General features: G+C 70.0%; 12 protein-coding genes. 8 read left to right on the top strand and 4 right to left on the bottom strand.

The genetic code is table 11. From position 1 onward, the window contains the following. Nucleotides 1–864, bottom strand: a complete 864-nt coding sequence (locus tag WDU99_RS10825) for a phosphotransferase family protein (protein WP_337332474.1) — start codon at nucleotides 862–864, stop codon at nucleotides 1–3. Continuing rightward, complete coding sequence (locus WDU99_RS10820) at nucleotides 861–2,279, bottom strand: RNB domain-containing ribonuclease (RefSeq protein WP_337332473.1); 1,419 nt, start codon at nucleotides 2,277–2,279, stop codon at nucleotides 861–863. The genes WDU99_RS10825 and WDU99_RS10820 overlap by 4 nt, the downstream gene beginning before the upstream one ends. Nucleotides 2,280–2,352: 73 nt before the next feature. Between WDU99_RS10820 and WDU99_RS10815 the strand changes: the two genes are divergently transcribed. The 4 genes from WDU99_RS10815 (at nucleotide 2,353) to WDU99_RS10800 (ending at nucleotide 7,393) form a co-directional block, all read left to right on the top strand. Then, nucleotides 2,353–3,123 carry an isocitrate lyase/PEP mutase family protein gene (locus WDU99_RS10815; protein WP_337332472.1) on the top strand — a complete coding sequence of 257 codons (771 nt, stop codon included), beginning with the start codon at nucleotides 2,353–2,355 and terminating at the stop codon, nucleotides 3,121–3,123. Between the two features lie 9 nt (nucleotides 3,124–3,132). Continuing rightward, nucleotides 3,133–4,887, top strand: a complete 1,755-nt coding sequence (locus WDU99_RS10810) for a proline--tRNA ligase (RefSeq protein WP_337332471.1) — start codon at nucleotides 3,133–3,135, stop codon at nucleotides 4,885–4,887. A gap of 103 nt (nucleotides 4,888–4,990) precedes the next feature. After that, entirely contained in the window at nucleotides 4,991–6,277 is a 1,287-nt protein-coding gene (locus WDU99_RS10805) for a glycosyltransferase (RefSeq protein ID WP_337332470.1), read from the top strand. A gap of 81 nt (nucleotides 6,278–6,358) precedes the next feature. Then, complete coding sequence (locus tag WDU99_RS10800; RefSeq protein ID WP_337332469.1) at nucleotides 6,359–7,393, top strand: LOG family protein; 1,035 nt, start codon at nucleotides 6,359–6,361, stop codon at nucleotides 7,391–7,393. Nucleotides 7,394–7,400: 7 nt separating this feature from the next. Here WDU99_RS10800 and WDU99_RS10795 read toward each other — a convergent pair whose 3' ends face one another. Further along, the gene (locus WDU99_RS10795) at nucleotides 7,401–8,741 is read right to left on the bottom strand and encodes a flavin monoamine oxidase family protein (protein ID WP_337332468.1); all 1,341 of its coding nucleotides are present in this window, start codon (nucleotides 8,739–8,741) and stop codon (nucleotides 7,401–7,403) included. Nucleotides 8,742–8,865: 124 nt separating this feature from the next. Here WDU99_RS10795 and nusA point away from each other — a divergent pair, with 124 nt between their 5' ends. The 4 genes from nusA (at nucleotide 8,866) to rbfA (ending at nucleotide 13,601) form a co-directional block, all read left to right on the top strand. Next, nucleotides 8,866–9,855, top strand: coding sequence for a transcription termination factor NusA (gene nusA / locus WDU99_RS10790; RefSeq protein WP_337332467.1), 990 nt, complete (start codon nucleotides 8,866–8,868; stop codon nucleotides 9,853–9,855). A gap of 48 nt (nucleotides 9,856–9,903) precedes the next feature. Further along, on the top strand, nucleotides 9,904–10,176 hold the full coding sequence (locus WDU99_RS10785) for a YlxR family protein (protein WP_337332466.1): 273 nt from the start codon (nucleotides 9,904–9,906) through the stop codon (nucleotides 10,174–10,176). A gap of 94 nt (nucleotides 10,177–10,270) precedes the next feature. After that, nucleotides 10,271–13,039: a translation initiation factor IF-2 gene (infB, locus tag WDU99_RS10780; protein WP_337332465.1), complete on the top strand. Its 2,769-nt coding sequence runs from the start codon at nucleotides 10,271–10,273 to the stop codon at nucleotides 13,037–13,039. Between the two features lie 133 nt (nucleotides 13,040–13,172). Next, nucleotides 13,173–13,601, top strand: coding sequence for a 30S ribosome-binding factor RbfA (gene rbfA, locus WDU99_RS10775; protein ID WP_337332464.1), 429 nt, complete (start codon nucleotides 13,173–13,175; stop codon nucleotides 13,599–13,601). A 19-nt stretch (nucleotides 13,602–13,620) separates the two neighbouring features. On the opposite strand, the gene WDU99_RS10770 is transcribed toward rbfA, so the two are convergent. Further along, the gene (locus tag WDU99_RS10770) at nucleotides 13,621–14,514 is read right to left on the bottom strand and encodes an HhH-GPD family protein (RefSeq protein WP_337332463.1); all 894 of its coding nucleotides are present in this window, start codon (nucleotides 14,512–14,514) and stop codon (nucleotides 13,621–13,623) included. Nucleotides 14,515–14,519 lie beyond the last annotated feature (5 nt).

Here is a 14,519-nt window from a genome sequence, read left to right as displayed (position 1 = left end):
TCAGAACGCCCGCAGCGCGGCATCCAGCATGCGGTGCCCCTGAGCCTCGAAGGGCGCATCGCCGACCTGGAACGCCCAGCAGGCGGTGCCGATGGCCTCGCGCAGAGCGTTCATGCGCGATCTGTCCGCATCCCGAGGGTCATCGCCGTACGACGCGAGGAACGCCGCTTCGAGGTCGGGTCGGCCGCGCCACTGCTGTGCGGCCAGCCGCACGAGGTCGGTCGCGGCAGGACGGAACGCGAATCGGCCGAAATCGATGACCCTGACGACATCGCCGTCGGCCAGCCAGTTGCGCGGCTGCCAGTCGCCGTGCGTGGGCACGACCTCGACCGGCGGTGCCGGATCGCGGGAGAGGATGCTGCGCGCTCGCGCCGCCACGACCGCATCCACCCGGTGCTCGCCGTCGAGCCACCGCAGGGCCCTGGCGTTCACGCGCGCCTCGTACTCGGCATCCACTCGACGCTCCTGGTCATGCAGTCGCCGCAGCAGCGCCCCGGCCTGCGCATACGTGCCGATGTGTGCTTCGGCGTCGGTGCCCTCGACCAGCGCACCGGGCAGGTAGTCGAGCAGCATCACCCGCTCGCCGTCGTGGGCATCGAGCAGCCGCGCCGCGTGTCGCGTCGACACCAGCTCGTCGGTCCACCCCGCGTGTGCGGCGATCTCCCGGTCGATGTGATGATTGGTCGCATCGCCCGCCTTCACGACGGCATCCACCTCCTCGCCGCCGAGCGAACCGCGCACATGCAGCACCGTCGAGGCCACCAGGTGCCACGACATGTCGCGCACGAGCACGGCATCGGGCATCCGCTCGCCCACCCACGCCGACTGCGCCGCCGACAGCCGGCCGCCGTGCCAGTCGGTCACGCGGCGAACTCCACGGTGCCCTTCGCGACATCGGTGCGCACCAGCGTCAGTGACACCGTCGAGCCGGGTGCGGTGCCGGCCGGCACCGGAGCGGTGGCGGTCACCGCCGGGTCGGCGAGCTGCACCGCTGCGCGATCGTCGCCGCGCAGTTCGATCACCGTCGCCTCGACGCGCTGCCCGACCAGCGGTCGCAGCAGAGCCGCCTCGACCCGGTTGACCGTGTCGGCGTTCAGTCGTGACGCGCGTTGCCCCGACTGCTGCATCAGCTCGGGCAGCTCGGTCAGCGACTCGCGCGCCCATGACGGCGCCTGCCCGCCCGCGGACACGGCCAGGCAGATCGCCAGCGACCAGCGGTCGACGAGACGGCGCAGGGGAGCGGTGGCATGCGCGTACGGGGCGGCGATCGCGGCCTGCTCGATGTCGTCGGGAACAGCGCCGTCGAAGGTCACGTACCCCGCGCCGCGGAACAGCGAGGCCGCCGCTTCGAGCACCGGCAGCGTCATCGGATCCGACCTGTCCAGTCCGCGCAGGTACTCGCCGTAACGGCCCTCGCGCCAGGGACGACCGAGTGCCTCGGTCTGCAGTCGGAACCGCTCGAACGCCCGCTCGTCGGGTTCTGGCATCGTGCGCAGCACGCCGACCTTCGCGTCGATCATCAGCTCGGCGGCGGCCATGCCCGTCATGAGCGACAGCTGCGCGTTCCAGTCCTCGATGGGCAGCGGGTGGCGGCGTTCGATGTCGTAGTGTCCGTCCGGCCGCTGCACGACCTCCTCATCGGGCAGGTTCAGGCTCGCGCCGCCGCGCTGCTGCTCCTGCGCCTGCCGGGCCGCGCCGATCGCCGGCAGCAGCGCCAGCGGGCCGTCATCTCCGCGATCCAGCGCCCGCTGCGCCGCGACGTAGTCGAGCTGCGCGCGCGAGCGGATCAGCGCGCGCTCCAGTCGGAAGTCCTCCACCGCGCCCGCCTCGTCGAGCGTGAACGTCCACACCAGGGCGGGGCGCTCCACATCCGGCAGCAGCGACGCCCTGTCCTCCGACAGCACGCGCGGATGCAGCGGGATGCTGCCGTCGGCCAGATACAGCGTCTGTCCCCGCAGGCGCGCCTCGGCATCCACCGCGCCACCGGGTGTCACGAACGACGGCACGTCGGCGATCGCGTACCGCACCTGGAAACCCGAGCCGCGCCGCTCGAGGTGGAACGCCTGATCGAGGTCCTTCGACCCGATCGGGTCCAGCGTGGCGAACGGCACGTCCCGCAGGTCGAGCTCCGGCGGCGGCGCGCTGGCCCTCTCGGCCTCGGCGATCGCCTCGGGTGAGAACTGCGTCGGCGCGTCGATCTCGGCACGCAGTTCGGCCAGGGCGGCGGCCAGCTCACTCTGTGCGGCGGACGGGGCGACGTGCGATCGGCGCTGAGGCATGCCACCACCCTACGCATCACCGGATGTGACGCCCGCCCGTGCCACCCGGGTCAGGGCGCGCTACCGTGAAGTCATGACGAATGCAGAGAAGGCACGAACCCTGACCGGACTGTACGAGGCATCGGAGATCCTCCGGGTCGTCAACGTCTGGGACGTCGTCTCGGCGAAGGCCATCGCGGCACTGCCCGAGACCAAGGCGCTCGCCACCGCCGGCCACTCGATCGCCGCGACCTTCGGGTATCCCGACGGCCAGATCCCGCGGGAGCTGATGATCGACATGGTCGGCCGCATCGCGGCATCCGTCGAACTGCCCGTCTCCGCCGACCTCGACGACGGCTACGGCGACGCGGGCGAGACGACCCGCCTCGCGATCGGCGCCGGCATCGTCGGCGCCAACATCGAAGATCGGCTCAAGCCGCTCGCGGAATCGGTCGCGCAGGTCGAGGCGATCGTCAGGGCCGCCGAGGCCGAGGGCATCGCCTTCGCACTCAACGCGCGCACGGACGCCATCGTGCGCGGCGGTGACAAGCCGCTCTCCGAGAAGTTGTCGGATGCCGTCGAGCGCGGCCGCGCCTACCTCGACGCCGGCGCGACCGCGGTCTTCGTACCGGGTGTGCTCGACGCCGACGCCACGCGCACGCTCGTCGACGGGATCGGCGTCAACAAGGTCAGCGTGATCGGACTGCCCGGCGCGCTCGCCGCCGCCGAGTACGAGGCGCTCGGCGTCAGTCGCATCTCGTACGGCCCCGTCACGCAGCGCGTGGCGCTCACGCGGCTGCAGGATCTGGCGACCGATCTGTACGCGAACGGGGTGATCCCCGAGGGCACCCGCGCCCTCAACTAAGATCGTCTCGTGGTCACTCGTCTATCGAACTTCTTCCTCCGCACGCTCCGTGAAGACCCCGCCGGGGCCGAGGTCGCCAGTCACAAGCTGCTGATCCGCGCCGGCTACATCCGCCCGCAGGCCGCGGGCATCTTCGCCTGGCTGCCGCTGGGGCTGCGGGTGAAGGCGCGCATCGAGAAGGTCGTGCGCGAGGAGATGGCGGCCGCCGGCGCCCAGGAGGTGCACTTCCCCGCGCTCATGCCGCGCGAGGCATATGAAGAGACCGGGCGCTGGGAGGAGTACGGCGACCTGCTGTTCCGCCTGCACGACCGCAAGGGCGGCGACTACCTGCTCGCCCCCACGCACGAGGAGGCGTTCACCCTGCTCGTGAAGGACCTGTACTCGTCGTACAAGGATCTGCCGCTGACGATCTACCAGATCCAGGACAAGTACCGCGATGAGGCGCGTCCTCGTGCCGGCCTGCTGCGTGGGCGTGAGTTCACGATGAAGGACGCGTACTCGTTCGACGCGTCTGACGAGGGCCTCGACGCGAGCTACATGGCGCAGCGCGACGCGTACGAGCGCATCTTCCAGCGGCTCGGACTCGAGTACGTCATCGTGCAGGCCGACGCCGGCGCCATGGGCGGCTCGCGCAGCGAGGAGTTCCTGCACCCCACGCCCGTGGGCGAAGACACGTTCGTGCGCAGCGAGGGCGGGTACGCGGCCAACGTCGAGGCGTACACGACCGCGGCGCCCGCGCCGGTCTCGTGGGACGGCGCGCCTGCGGCGACGGTCTTCGACTCGCCGAACACGCCCACGATCGAGACGCTCGTCGCGCACTCCAACGCGGTGCTCGACGGCGAGTACACCGCCGCCGACACCCTCAAGAACGTCGTCCTGGCGCTGAAGCACCTCGACGGCACCCGGGAGATCGTCGTCGTCGGCGTCCCCGGCGACCGCGACGTCGACATGAAGCGCGCCGAGGTCGCCTTCGGTCCCGCCGAGGTCGAGCCCGCCACCGACGCCGACTTCGACCGTCACCCGCTGCTGGTGCGCGGTTACATCGGGCCCTGGTCTGACACTGGAGCGGTGCTCGGCGAGGAGTCGGCCACGGGCATCCGCTATCTGCTCGACCCGCGCGTCGCCGACGGCACGCGGTGGATCACGGGCGCGAACATCGACCAGAAGCACGCGCACTCGGTCGTCGCCGGCCGCGACTTCACCGCCGACGGCACCGTCGAGATCGCGAACGTGCGCGACGGCGACCCCGCGCCCGACGGCTCCGGTCCCGTGACCATCGCCCGCGGCATGGAGATCGGTCACGTCTTCCAGCTCGGCCGCAAATACGCCGAGGCGCTGGGTCTGAAGGTGCTCGACCAGAACGGCAAGCTCGTCACCGTGACGATGGGCTCCTACGGCATCGGCGTGACGCGCATCCTCGCGATCATCGCCGAGCTGAACAACGACGACAAGGGACTCATCTGGCCGGCGTCCGTGGCGCCCTTCGACGTTCAGGTCGTCGCCGCGGGGCGCGATCAGGTCGCCTTCGACGTCGCGGAGGACCTCGCGAACCAGCTCGAGACCGCGCGCCTCGAGGTGCTCTACGACGACCGTGTGAAGGTGTCGCCCGGGGTGAAGTTCGGCGATGCCGAACTCGTCGGCGTGCCGAAGATCGTGATCGTCGGCCGAGGCGCGGCCGACGGTCAGGTCGAGCTGTGGGATCGTGCCACCGGCGACCGCGAGACGATGTCGGCATCGGATGCCGTCGCCCGACTGACCCGCTGAGGCCGCCCGTCGGCAGCGCGTCGCGCGGGAGCGCGGAGGTCGCAGCGAAGTGCACGGGCCGGGATGATGGCGCAAGCGGGGGTGGTTGCGCCATCATCGGGTCATGAGCCGCTTTCTGCTCACGGCGATGCCGTTCACCGGCCACGTGGCGCCGCTGACGGCGGTCGCCGCCGAGCTCGTGCGCCGCGGGCACGATGTGCGGGTCTACACGGGCACCCGCTTTCGTGACCGCGTCGAGCGCGCAGGAGCGCAACTCGTGCCCTGGGTGCGCGCACCCGACTTCGATGAGAACGATCTGGCATCCGCCTTTCCCCGACTGGTCGGCAGGAAGGGCTTCTCACAGCTGCTCGCGAACGTCGTGGACTGCTTCGTCCGCACCGCGCCCGCCCAGGTCGCGGATCTCAGCTCGGAGTGGGAGCGCGAGCCGTGGGACGCCATCGGTGCCGATGAGACCTCCGTCGGCACGGCGCTGTACAGCGAAAGACGCGGGACCGCGTGGACCACGGTCGGCGTCCTGCCGCTGAACCTCGCCGGACCGGAGGGTCCGCCCAGCGGAATGGGCATCGTCCCCGGAACGGGCCCCGTCGGAAGAGCGAGGGACGCCGCACTGCGCGCGCTCGTACCCGTGCTGTCGCGCCCGATCGTGAAGGCCCTCGCCGAAGCCGAACGCGCGCTTGCACTGCCGGTCAGCGGCCGCAGCATGGATCAGGTCGTCTTCTCGCCGACCGCGATCGCTGCGAGCGGTTCGCCCGCGCTGGACTACGGACGCACCGATCGCCCCGGCCATCTGCGATTCGTGGGCGAGATCCGGACGGAATCGTCCTCGCCGCGAGCCGAGCTGCCGCACTGGTGGTGTGAGCTCGACGAGCGTGTCCGCGGCGATCGCAGGATCGTACTCGTCACACAGGGCACGCAGAACATCGACCCGGACGATCTCGTCCGACCCGCTCTGCAGGCACTCGCCGGGCGGGACGTCATCGTGATCGCGACCACGGGCGTGCCGGGCAGGGACTCGCTCCCGTTCCCCGTGCCTGAGAACACCCGGGTGATGGGGTTCGCGCCGTTTGCGGAGCTGCTCCCGCTCGTCGACCTGGCGATCACGAACGGCGGCTGGGGCGGCACGCTGGCGATGCTCGCGCACGGGATTCCGCTGATCGTCGCCGGCGGCGACCTCGACAAGCCGGAGGTCGCCGCGCGGGTGGCCTGGAGCGGCGCCGGCATCGACCTGCGGACCGGCACACCGCGGGCGGACGCAGTGTCGGCGGCCGTCGACCGTGCTCTCTCGGATCCCGTCATCGTCGCCGCCGCGTCGCGGCTGGGGGAGCAGCTGCGAGGGCTCGGCGGTGCATCCGCCGTCGCCGACGTGCTGGAGCACACGCTCACGTCGTGAGCACGATGTGCGCCCACCGCCGTGGCCGCCGGACGCGTGCGGCGGCCCCGGGGAATCCCGTCGTTGTGACAGGCTGGGAGCATGACGGATGCATCGCTGGACGAAGAACTGCGCGGCGAGATCGCGGCCCTCCTCGACTTTGCGGGCGTCCGCACCGAGCGGGGCCTGATCACGCGGATGCTGGAGACTTCGCTCATGCTCGGCATGGAGCACACCGACCGCCTCGACCTGAAGATCGCCTCCGCCGCGCTTCGTGAGATGCACGAGGCCTTCCGGCTGTTCCGGCCCTTCCACGACGTGCCCAAGGTGACGGTGTTCGGGTCGGCGCGAACCCGCGACGATGATCCGCTCTACCTGCATGCGCGCGACGTCGCACGCGCGCTCGCCGATGACGGCTGGATGGTCGTCACCGGGGCGGGGCCCGGCATCATGCACGCCGCCGCGGAGGGTGCGGGGGCGAAGATGTCGCTGGGCGTGTCGATCCGGCTGCCGTTCGAGGAGAAGGCCAACTCGATCGTCGAAGAGAGCGCGCAGACCGTCGCGATGAAGTACTTCTTCACGCGCAAGCTCATGCTGATCAAGGAGTCCAGGGGGTTCATCTGCCTGCCCGGCGGCTTCGGCACGATGGATGAGATGTTCGAGCTGCTCACGCTGCAGCAGACCGGCAAGGCCGAGCCGATGCCGATCGTGCTGCTCGACGCGCCGGGCGGCTCGTTCTGGCAGGGGCTGAAGACCTATGTCGACGATCATCTGGTGCCGGCGGGGGTGATCTCACCCGGAGACATGGATCGCGTGCTCATCACCGATTCGGTCAGTGAGGCCGTGGCGAACATCACGGGCTTCTGGCGCAATTACGACTCGCTGCGCTGGGTGGGCGATCGCCTGGTGCTGCGCCTCGTGCACGAGCCGACGGACGCGGAGATCGACGACCTCAACGAACGCTTCGGGCACATGTGCGTGCACGGCCGGATCGAGCGCACCGAGGCACTGGACGTCGAGCGCACCGACGGGGACGTCGTCGAGCTTCCGCGGCTCGCGCTGCACCTCGAGCAGCGCAGCGTCGGTTCGCTGTTCGCGCTGATCCGCGCGATCGACGAGCTGCCGTCCGCCGGCTGAGCCGCGCTCAGCGCCGGGCGGCCACGCCCACGGCGAACGCGTCCAGGTCGACCGGCCGCCCGAGGATCCTCTCGGCGGCGCGGTGCCCCGAGTAGTACGCCGCACCGACGGTCGCCGGCTCCGCACCCCAGGTCGCCTCCCCCGCGAAATGCAGCGTCCCGTCCACCGGCCCTGCCAGTGCATCGTGGTCGTGGTGCGTGGCACCGGTGGCGATGTACGAGTACGACCCCCGCGACAGCGGATCGTCGCCCCAGCGCGTCACCCAGTGCCGGATCGGCTCACGCACCGCATCCCCGTACAGCGCGCGCAGCGCCAGCACGACATCGGCGACGGTCTCGTCGTCGGTCAGTCCCTGCACATGCCGGCCGAATGGACCGGCCGCGAAGGTGAGCAGAGTGGGGATGCCACTGATGGCCGACACGTCGTACCACGAGTGCCACCGCTCACCGGCTTCGCCGAGCGCGCGGATCACGTAGCTGTCGTCCGGCCAGAATCGCTCGGGGAACTGCAGGAAGACCTTGTTGAAAACGCCCATCCCCAGGCGGCCGATCGGGCCTGCGACCGCATCGGGCAGCGCCGGCGCGAACTCGATCACGCCCGCCTTGAGCACGCCGAGAGGCACCGTGATGACGACGGATGCTGCGGCGAAGCGGCCTTGAGGGGTGTCGACCGTCATCCCCGCGGCCGCGCGGCTCACCCGGGTGACGAGATGAGAGAGACGGATGTCCAGGCCGGCGGCGATGCGCGCGGGGAGCTCGTCGTAGCCGCGGGTGAAGATCACCTCATCGCCGTCGATGGCGTCCTCGTCGAGACCATGCGCGTCGAGATCAGCGATCCACGCGCCGCATTGCTCCTCGACGCGGTGCCGGAAGAACTCGCGGATCTCATCGATGCGCTCCGGAGCGAGCCCCGAGGCGTCGAGAGCGCGCTCGGTGACGTCCCGGTACGTGTCGCCGGGGGAGGAGGCCGCGATCACCCCGGTCAGCGCACGATCCACCATCTCGACGTCGGCTGTCCACTGCGCGCTCGCCGCGGCATCCATCTCCACGCCATCGCCGTCGAAGTGCGACATGGGGCGACCGCCGGCCTGGAAGCTGCCCACCGTGAACTCCCGGGTGGGGATGCGCAGCGACCGCACCAGCTCCCACAGCGGAGAGTCGTCGATGCCGTGGATCCACGACGCGCCGAGGTCGACGGGGAAGCCCTCGGTGCGATCGGTCAGCATCCGACCTCCCACCCGGTCTCGCGCTTCGAGCACCACCACGCGCCGGCCGGCATCGGCCAGCATCCGCGCGCAGGCGACCCCGGCCATGCCCGCACCGACGACGATCGTGTCGAGATCCTCCATGTCGCTCAGTATGCGGGGAGGGGCGGCGGCACGTCCACCATCCGGGCGGCCGTGGTTTCGGCTATTCTTTTCTGATGCCCGCGGAGCGTTCTCGCGCGGGGAGAGCTGAATAGGGAGGCCGCTGATGAAGATCGAGCTCGCACTGCTGCGCGGAATCGAGAAGGAGAAGGCGATCCCCTTCGATGAACTCGTGTCGATCATCGAGCAGGCGATCCTGACCGCCTACGGCAAGCACGTCTCCGAGGACGGCACCGTGCCCGAGGGCGTGCGCGTCGAACTCGACCGCAAGAGCGGCTACGTCGCCGTGCTGCAGCCGGTGCGTGACGACGAAGGAGCGATCATCGGCGAGGAGGAGACAACTCCCGAGGACTTCGGTCGCATCGCCGCCTACGCCGCCAAGCAGGTCATCGGCCAGCGGCTGCGCGACATCGCCGACGACGCCGTGCTCGGCGAGTTCCGGGGCAAGGAGGGCGACATCGTCGCCGGTGTCATCCAACAGGGCCCGAACCCGCGCATGATCCACGTCGACCTCGGCACGGTGGAGGCCATCCTGCCGCCGGAGGAGCAGGTGCCCGGCGAGGAGTACACGCACGGCAAGCGCCTGCGCGTCTACGTCACCAGCGTCGCCAAGGGCATGAAGGGACCGGCCATCACGGTCTCGCGCACGCACCCCGGACTGGTGCGCAAGCTGTTCGCCCTGGAGGTGCCCGAGATCGCCGGGGGCCTCGTCGAGATCGTCTCGCTGGCCCGTGAAGCGGGCCACCGCACCAAGATCGCCGTGAAGGCCAACGACCCCTCGGTGAACGCCAAGGGGTCGTGTATCGGCGAGATGGGGCGACGCGTGCGCGCCGTGACCGAAGAGCTGGCAGGGGAGAAGATCGACATCGTCGACCACCACCCCGACCTCGCCACCTTCGTCGCCAACGCGCTCTCGCCCGCCAAGGTCACCTCGGCGTTCGTCCTGGATGCCGCGACGAAGGCCGTGCGCGCGCTCGTGCCCGACTACCAGCTCTCGCTGGCCATCGGCAAGGAGGGTCAGAACGCCCGCCTCGCAGCGAAGCTGACCGGCGCCAAGATCGACATCCAGCCCGACAGCGTGATGGGCGACGCCTGAGCGCGAGCGCGGTGAGCCTGATTCGGGCGATCAACGGCGAGGTGTAGGATGGAACCCGTACGAACGTGTGTCGGTTGCCGCGATCGTGCTTCTCGATCCGCCCTGATCAGGGTGGCAGTGCAGAACGGTGAACTCGTCTTCGACGAGCGAGCGGTTCTGCCAGGGAGAGGCGCATGGCTGCACCCGACATCGGATTGTCTGGAGGCCGCGCTGCGGCGCCGGGCATTCGCACGTGCACTCCGTGTCTCGACATCCCTGGGATTCTCCGAGGCAGAGGGTGCGCAGACCATCGAACGACACAGTCCGCGAAACAAAGGCTGAACGGCTATGGAAACAAAGTGAACGGCTCGAAATGAGACCCGTCCGCGACTAGTGGTCTGCCCTGCCTGGGTGGACCGACCCAGACAGGAGAATTGTGGCTGCCAAACCACGTGTGCATGAGATCGCCGCTGAACTCGGCGTCGACAGCAAGTTCGCACTCGCGAAGCTCAAGGAGCTCGGCGAGTTCGTGAAGAGCCCGTCTTCGACGGTGGAGCCCCCGGTCGCGCGCAAGCTGCGCGCTGCCATCGAGGCCGACCCGACCGCGAAGGCCGCAGACAAGGCCGAGGCAAAGCCGGCGGCGAAGGCCGCACCGAAGCCCGGTGCCGCCGCGCCCAAGGCGCCCACCCCCGGACCGAAGCCCGCTCCGGCCAAGAAGACCCCCGCGCCCGAGGCGGCTGAGGCCGCGCCCGCTCCGGCCACGCCGGACGCAGCCAAGCCCGGCGGGGCACCCAAGCCGGGTGCCAGCGCACCGAAGCCGGGCGGCAACGCGCCCAAGCCAGGTGGCAGCGCACCCAAGCCGGACGACGGCGGCCCGAAGCCCGGCGCTCCGCGCCCGGGCAACAACCCGTTCGGGGCGACACAGGGCATGGGTCAGCGCCCCTCCGGACCTCGTCCGGGGAACAACCCGTTCGCTTCCCAGCAGGGGATGGGGCAGCGCCCGACCCCGGGTAACATCCCGCGGCCCCAGGCTCCGCGACCGGGCTCGCCCCGCGTCGGCGCACCTCGCCCCGGTCGTCCCGGTGGTGGTGCCCGCGGTGGTCAGGGCGGCGGTCGTCCCGGTGCACCGTTCCAGCAGCGGTCCGGCGGTCCCGGTCGTCCGGGTGGTCCCGGTGCCGGCCCCGGCGCGCGTCCCGGTGGCGGTTTCGCCGGTCGCCCCGGTGGCGGCGGCGGTCGTGGTCGTGGTCCCGGCGGTGGCACCGCCGGCGCGTTCGGCAAGGGCGGCGGCAAGAGCAAGCAGCGCAAGTCGCGTCGGGCGAAGCGGCAGGAGTTCGAGATGCGGTCGGCGCCGGTCGTCGGCGGCGTCAACGTCTCCAAGGGCAACGGCGAGACGATCCGACTGCGCCGCGGCGCGTCGATCGCCGACTTCGCCGACAAGCTCGAAGCGCTGAACGGCTACACCGTTCAGCCCGGAACGCTCGTCACGATCCTCTTCAACCTCGGCGAGATGGCCACGGCCACCGAGTCGCTGGACGAGGCGACGTTCGAGGTGCTCGGCGCCGAACTGGGCTACAAGATCCAGATGGTGTCGCCCGAGGACGAGGACAAGGAGCTCCTCGAGGGCTTCGGCCTCGACCTCGACGCCGAGCTCGAGGCGGAGAGCGACGAAGACCTCGAGATCCGTCCCCCTGTCGTCACCGTCATGGGTCACGTCGACCACGGTAAGACGCGACTGCTCGACGCGATCCGCAAGAGCAACGTGATCGAGGGTGAGGCCGGCGGCATCACCCAGCACATCGGTGCCTACCAGATCTGGACCGAGCACGAGGGCGTCGAGCGTGCGGTCACCTTCATCGACACCCCTGGTCACGAGGCGTTCACCGCCATGCGTGCCCGTGGTGCGCAGGTGACCGACATCGCGATCCTCGTTGTCGCGGCCGACGACGGCATCATGCCGCAGACGGTCGAGGCGCTGAACCACGCTCAGGCGGCGGATGTGCCGATCGTGGTCGCGGTGAACAAGGTCGACAAGCCCGAGGCCAACCCGGCCAAGGTGCGTCAGCAGCTCACCGAGTACGGTCTGGTCGCCGAGGAGTACGGCGGAGACGTGCTGTTCGTGGATGTCTCGGCTCGTGCCGGCACCGGCATCCAGGACCTCATCGACGCCGTCCTGCTGACGGCCGATGCCGGCCTCGACCTGACGGCGAACCCGAACAAGGACGCTCGCGGCGTCGCCATCGAGGCGAAGCTCGACAAGGGTCGCGGTTCGGTCGCCACGGTGCTCATCCAGTCCGGAACGCTGCGCATCGGCGACGCGATTGTCGCAGGCACCGCCTACGGCCGCGTGCGTGCGATGCTCGACGAGAACGGTGAGGCCGTCACGGCCGCCGCACCGTCGCGTCCCGTGCAGGTGCAGGGACTGAACTCCGTGCCGCGCGCAGGTGATGTCTTCATCGTCACCGAGGAAGACCGCATGGCGCGCCAGATCGCTGAGAAGCGTGAGGCCGTCGAGCGCAACGCCCTGCTGGCCAAGGCACGCAAGCGCATCTCGCTCGAGGACTTCACCCGCGCTCTCGAAGAGGGCAAGGTCGAGACGCTCAACCTCATCATCAAGGGTGACGTCTCGGGTGCCGTCGAGGCGCTCGAGGAATCGCTGCTCAAGATCGAGGTCGACGACTCAGTCCAGCTGCGGATCATCCACCGCGGTGTCGGTGCGATCACCGAGTCGGATGTGAACCTGGCGACGATCGACAACGCGATCATCGTGGGCTTCAACGTGCGTCCCGACGCCAAGGCCCGCGAGGCCTCGGCCCGTGAGGGCGTGGACGTGCGGTTCTACTCGGTGATCTACGCTGCGATCGACGAGATCGAGAACTCGCTGAAGGGCATGCTGAAGCCCGAGTTCGAAGAGGTCCAGTCGGGTGTGGCCGAGATCCGCGAGGTGTTCCGCTCCTCGAAGTTCGGCAACATCGCCGGTGTCATCGTCCGGTCCGGAACGATCACGCGCAACGCCAAGGCGCGCGTCATCCGCGACGGCGTCGTGCTCGCCGATGGCCTGGCCATCGAGTCGCTGCGTCGCTTCAAGGACGACGTCACCGAGGTCCGCACCGACTTCGAAGCCGGTATCGGCCTCGGCAAGTACAACGACATCCAGGTGGGCGACGAGATCGAGACCACTGAGATGGTGGAGAAGCCGCGCGGCTGATCTGTGTGCTGCTACGGCGGCTGCGTCCTCTTCGCTCGCAGAGTGGGGCCCCTACCCCAATGCTCACGAAGAGGACGCAGCCGCCTCCGCGGTTCGCAACCGATCACCGCTCAGATGGGATAGGAATTGGAACATGGCTGGAGAACGACAGGCACGCCTTGCGGACCGCATCCGCGTGATCCTCGCCGAGCGTCTCGAGAAGGGGTTGCGAGACCCGCGGCTCGGCTTCGTGACGATCACCGACGTCCGCGTCTCCGGCGACCTTCAGCACGCCTCGGTGTTCTACACCGTGCTCGGCACCGATGAGGAGCGCACCGCCAGTGGCGCGGCGCTGACCTCCGCGACCGGTCTGCTGCGCAAGGAGGTCGGCCGCCAGCTGAATGTGCGGCTCGTGCCGACCCTTGAGTTCATCCCGGACGCCCTCCCCGAGAACGCCGGGCACATCGCCGACCTTCTGCGTCAAGCGCATGAGCGTGACGCCGAGGTGGCGAAGCTCGCCTCCTCAGCGACGCACGCGGGCGAGGCCGACCCGTACCGTCGGGACGAAGAACCCGAAGCCTGAACTCGGTGGCTCTCAGCGGTCAGCGGGGCAGGGCGAGCACACCGTCTGACGCCTCGACGAGACCGTCGGCGATCAGCGAGTCGATCGCGCGATCCCGCTGCACGGCGTCTGGCCAGTCCGGCACGACGAGATCGGCGCCGAGCACGTGGTCGGGCGCATCGCGCAGCATCCGAAGCACCGCACCGCGAGCCTGCCGGTCCGAGCCCTCGTAACGGGGCTGGCGTCGTCGTCGGTCGCCCGTGTCCGGGCGCCCGGCGGAGAGCCAGGCGCACTGTGCCGCCACCGGACACTCCTCGCACCGAGGGGCGCGAGCTGTGCACACGACCGCGCCGAGCTCCATCATCGCCGCGTTGAACACGGCCGCCTCTCCGCGCGCACCGGGAAGGAGTTCGCCCATCCGCACCAGGTCGCGCGGTGATGGCGACGCCGGCTGCGAGCGGCCGTCGATGAACCGGGCGATCACCCGGCGCGTGTTGGTGTCGACGACCGGATGCGTGTCGCCGTAATGGAAGACCGCCACGGCGCGCGCGGTGTAATCGCCGATGCCCGACAGGGCGAGCAGATCGGAGACCTCGCGCGGAACGACACCGCCGTGCTTCTCGACGACCTGCACTGCAGCGCGATGCAGCCACAGCGCGCGGCGCGGATACCCGAGGTTGGCCCACTGGTGCACGACCTGCGCCGGCGTGGCCGTCGCCATCGCCGCGGGGGAGGGCCACCGCTCCAACCACGCCTGCAGGTGCGGGATCACGCGAGCCACTGGGGTCTGCTGCAGCATGAACTCGCTGACCAGCGTTCCCCAGGCGCCGTACCGATCGGCGAACTCCCTGCGGCGCCACGGAAGGTCGCGGGCGTCGCTTTCGTACCACTCCAACAGGACGGAACGCCAGGAGGGTTCAGCGGACAGGGGCATCGTGT

This window comes from Microbacterium bandirmense, assembly GCF_037204185.1.
In the GTDB taxonomy this organism is placed as follows: Bacteria; Actinomycetota; Actinomycetes; order Actinomycetales; family Microbacteriaceae; genus Microbacterium; species Microbacterium bandirmense.
The sequence above is the reverse complement of the archived record's forward strand: the minus strand, read 5'-3'. Positions and strand labels throughout refer to the sequence as shown.

Coding starts and splice junctions, on each gene's coding strand:
- WDU99_RS10785 (WP_337332466.1), top strand. CDS start 9,904: ATGGAACCCGTACGAACGTGTGTCGGTTGCCGCGATCGTGCTTCTCGA.
- WDU99_RS10770 (WP_337332463.1), bottom strand. CDS start 14,514: ATGCCCCTGTCCGCTGAACCCTCCTGGCGTTCCGTCCTGTTGGAGTGG.
- WDU99_RS10805 (WP_337332470.1), top strand. CDS start 4,991: ATGAGCCGCTTTCTGCTCACGGCGATGCCGTTCACCGGCCACGTGGCG.
- WDU99_RS10815 (WP_337332472.1), top strand. CDS start 2,353: ATGACGAATGCAGAGAAGGCACGAACCCTGACCGGACTGTACGAGGCA.
- WDU99_RS10820 (WP_337332473.1), bottom strand. CDS start 2,279: ATGCCTCAGCGCCGATCGCACGTCGCCCCGTCCGCCGCACAGAGTGAG.
- nusA (WP_337332467.1), top strand. CDS start 8,866: ATGAAGATCGAGCTCGCACTGCTGCGCGGAATCGAGAAGGAGAAGGCG.
- WDU99_RS10800 (WP_337332469.1), top strand. CDS start 6,359: ATGACGGATGCATCGCTGGACGAAGAACTGCGCGGCGAGATCGCGGCC.
- rbfA (WP_337332464.1), top strand. CDS start 13,173: ATGGCTGGAGAACGACAGGCACGCCTTGCGGACCGCATCCGCGTGATC.
- WDU99_RS10795 (WP_337332468.1), bottom strand. CDS start 8,741: ATGGAGGATCTCGACACGATCGTCGTCGGTGCGGGCATGGCCGGGGTC.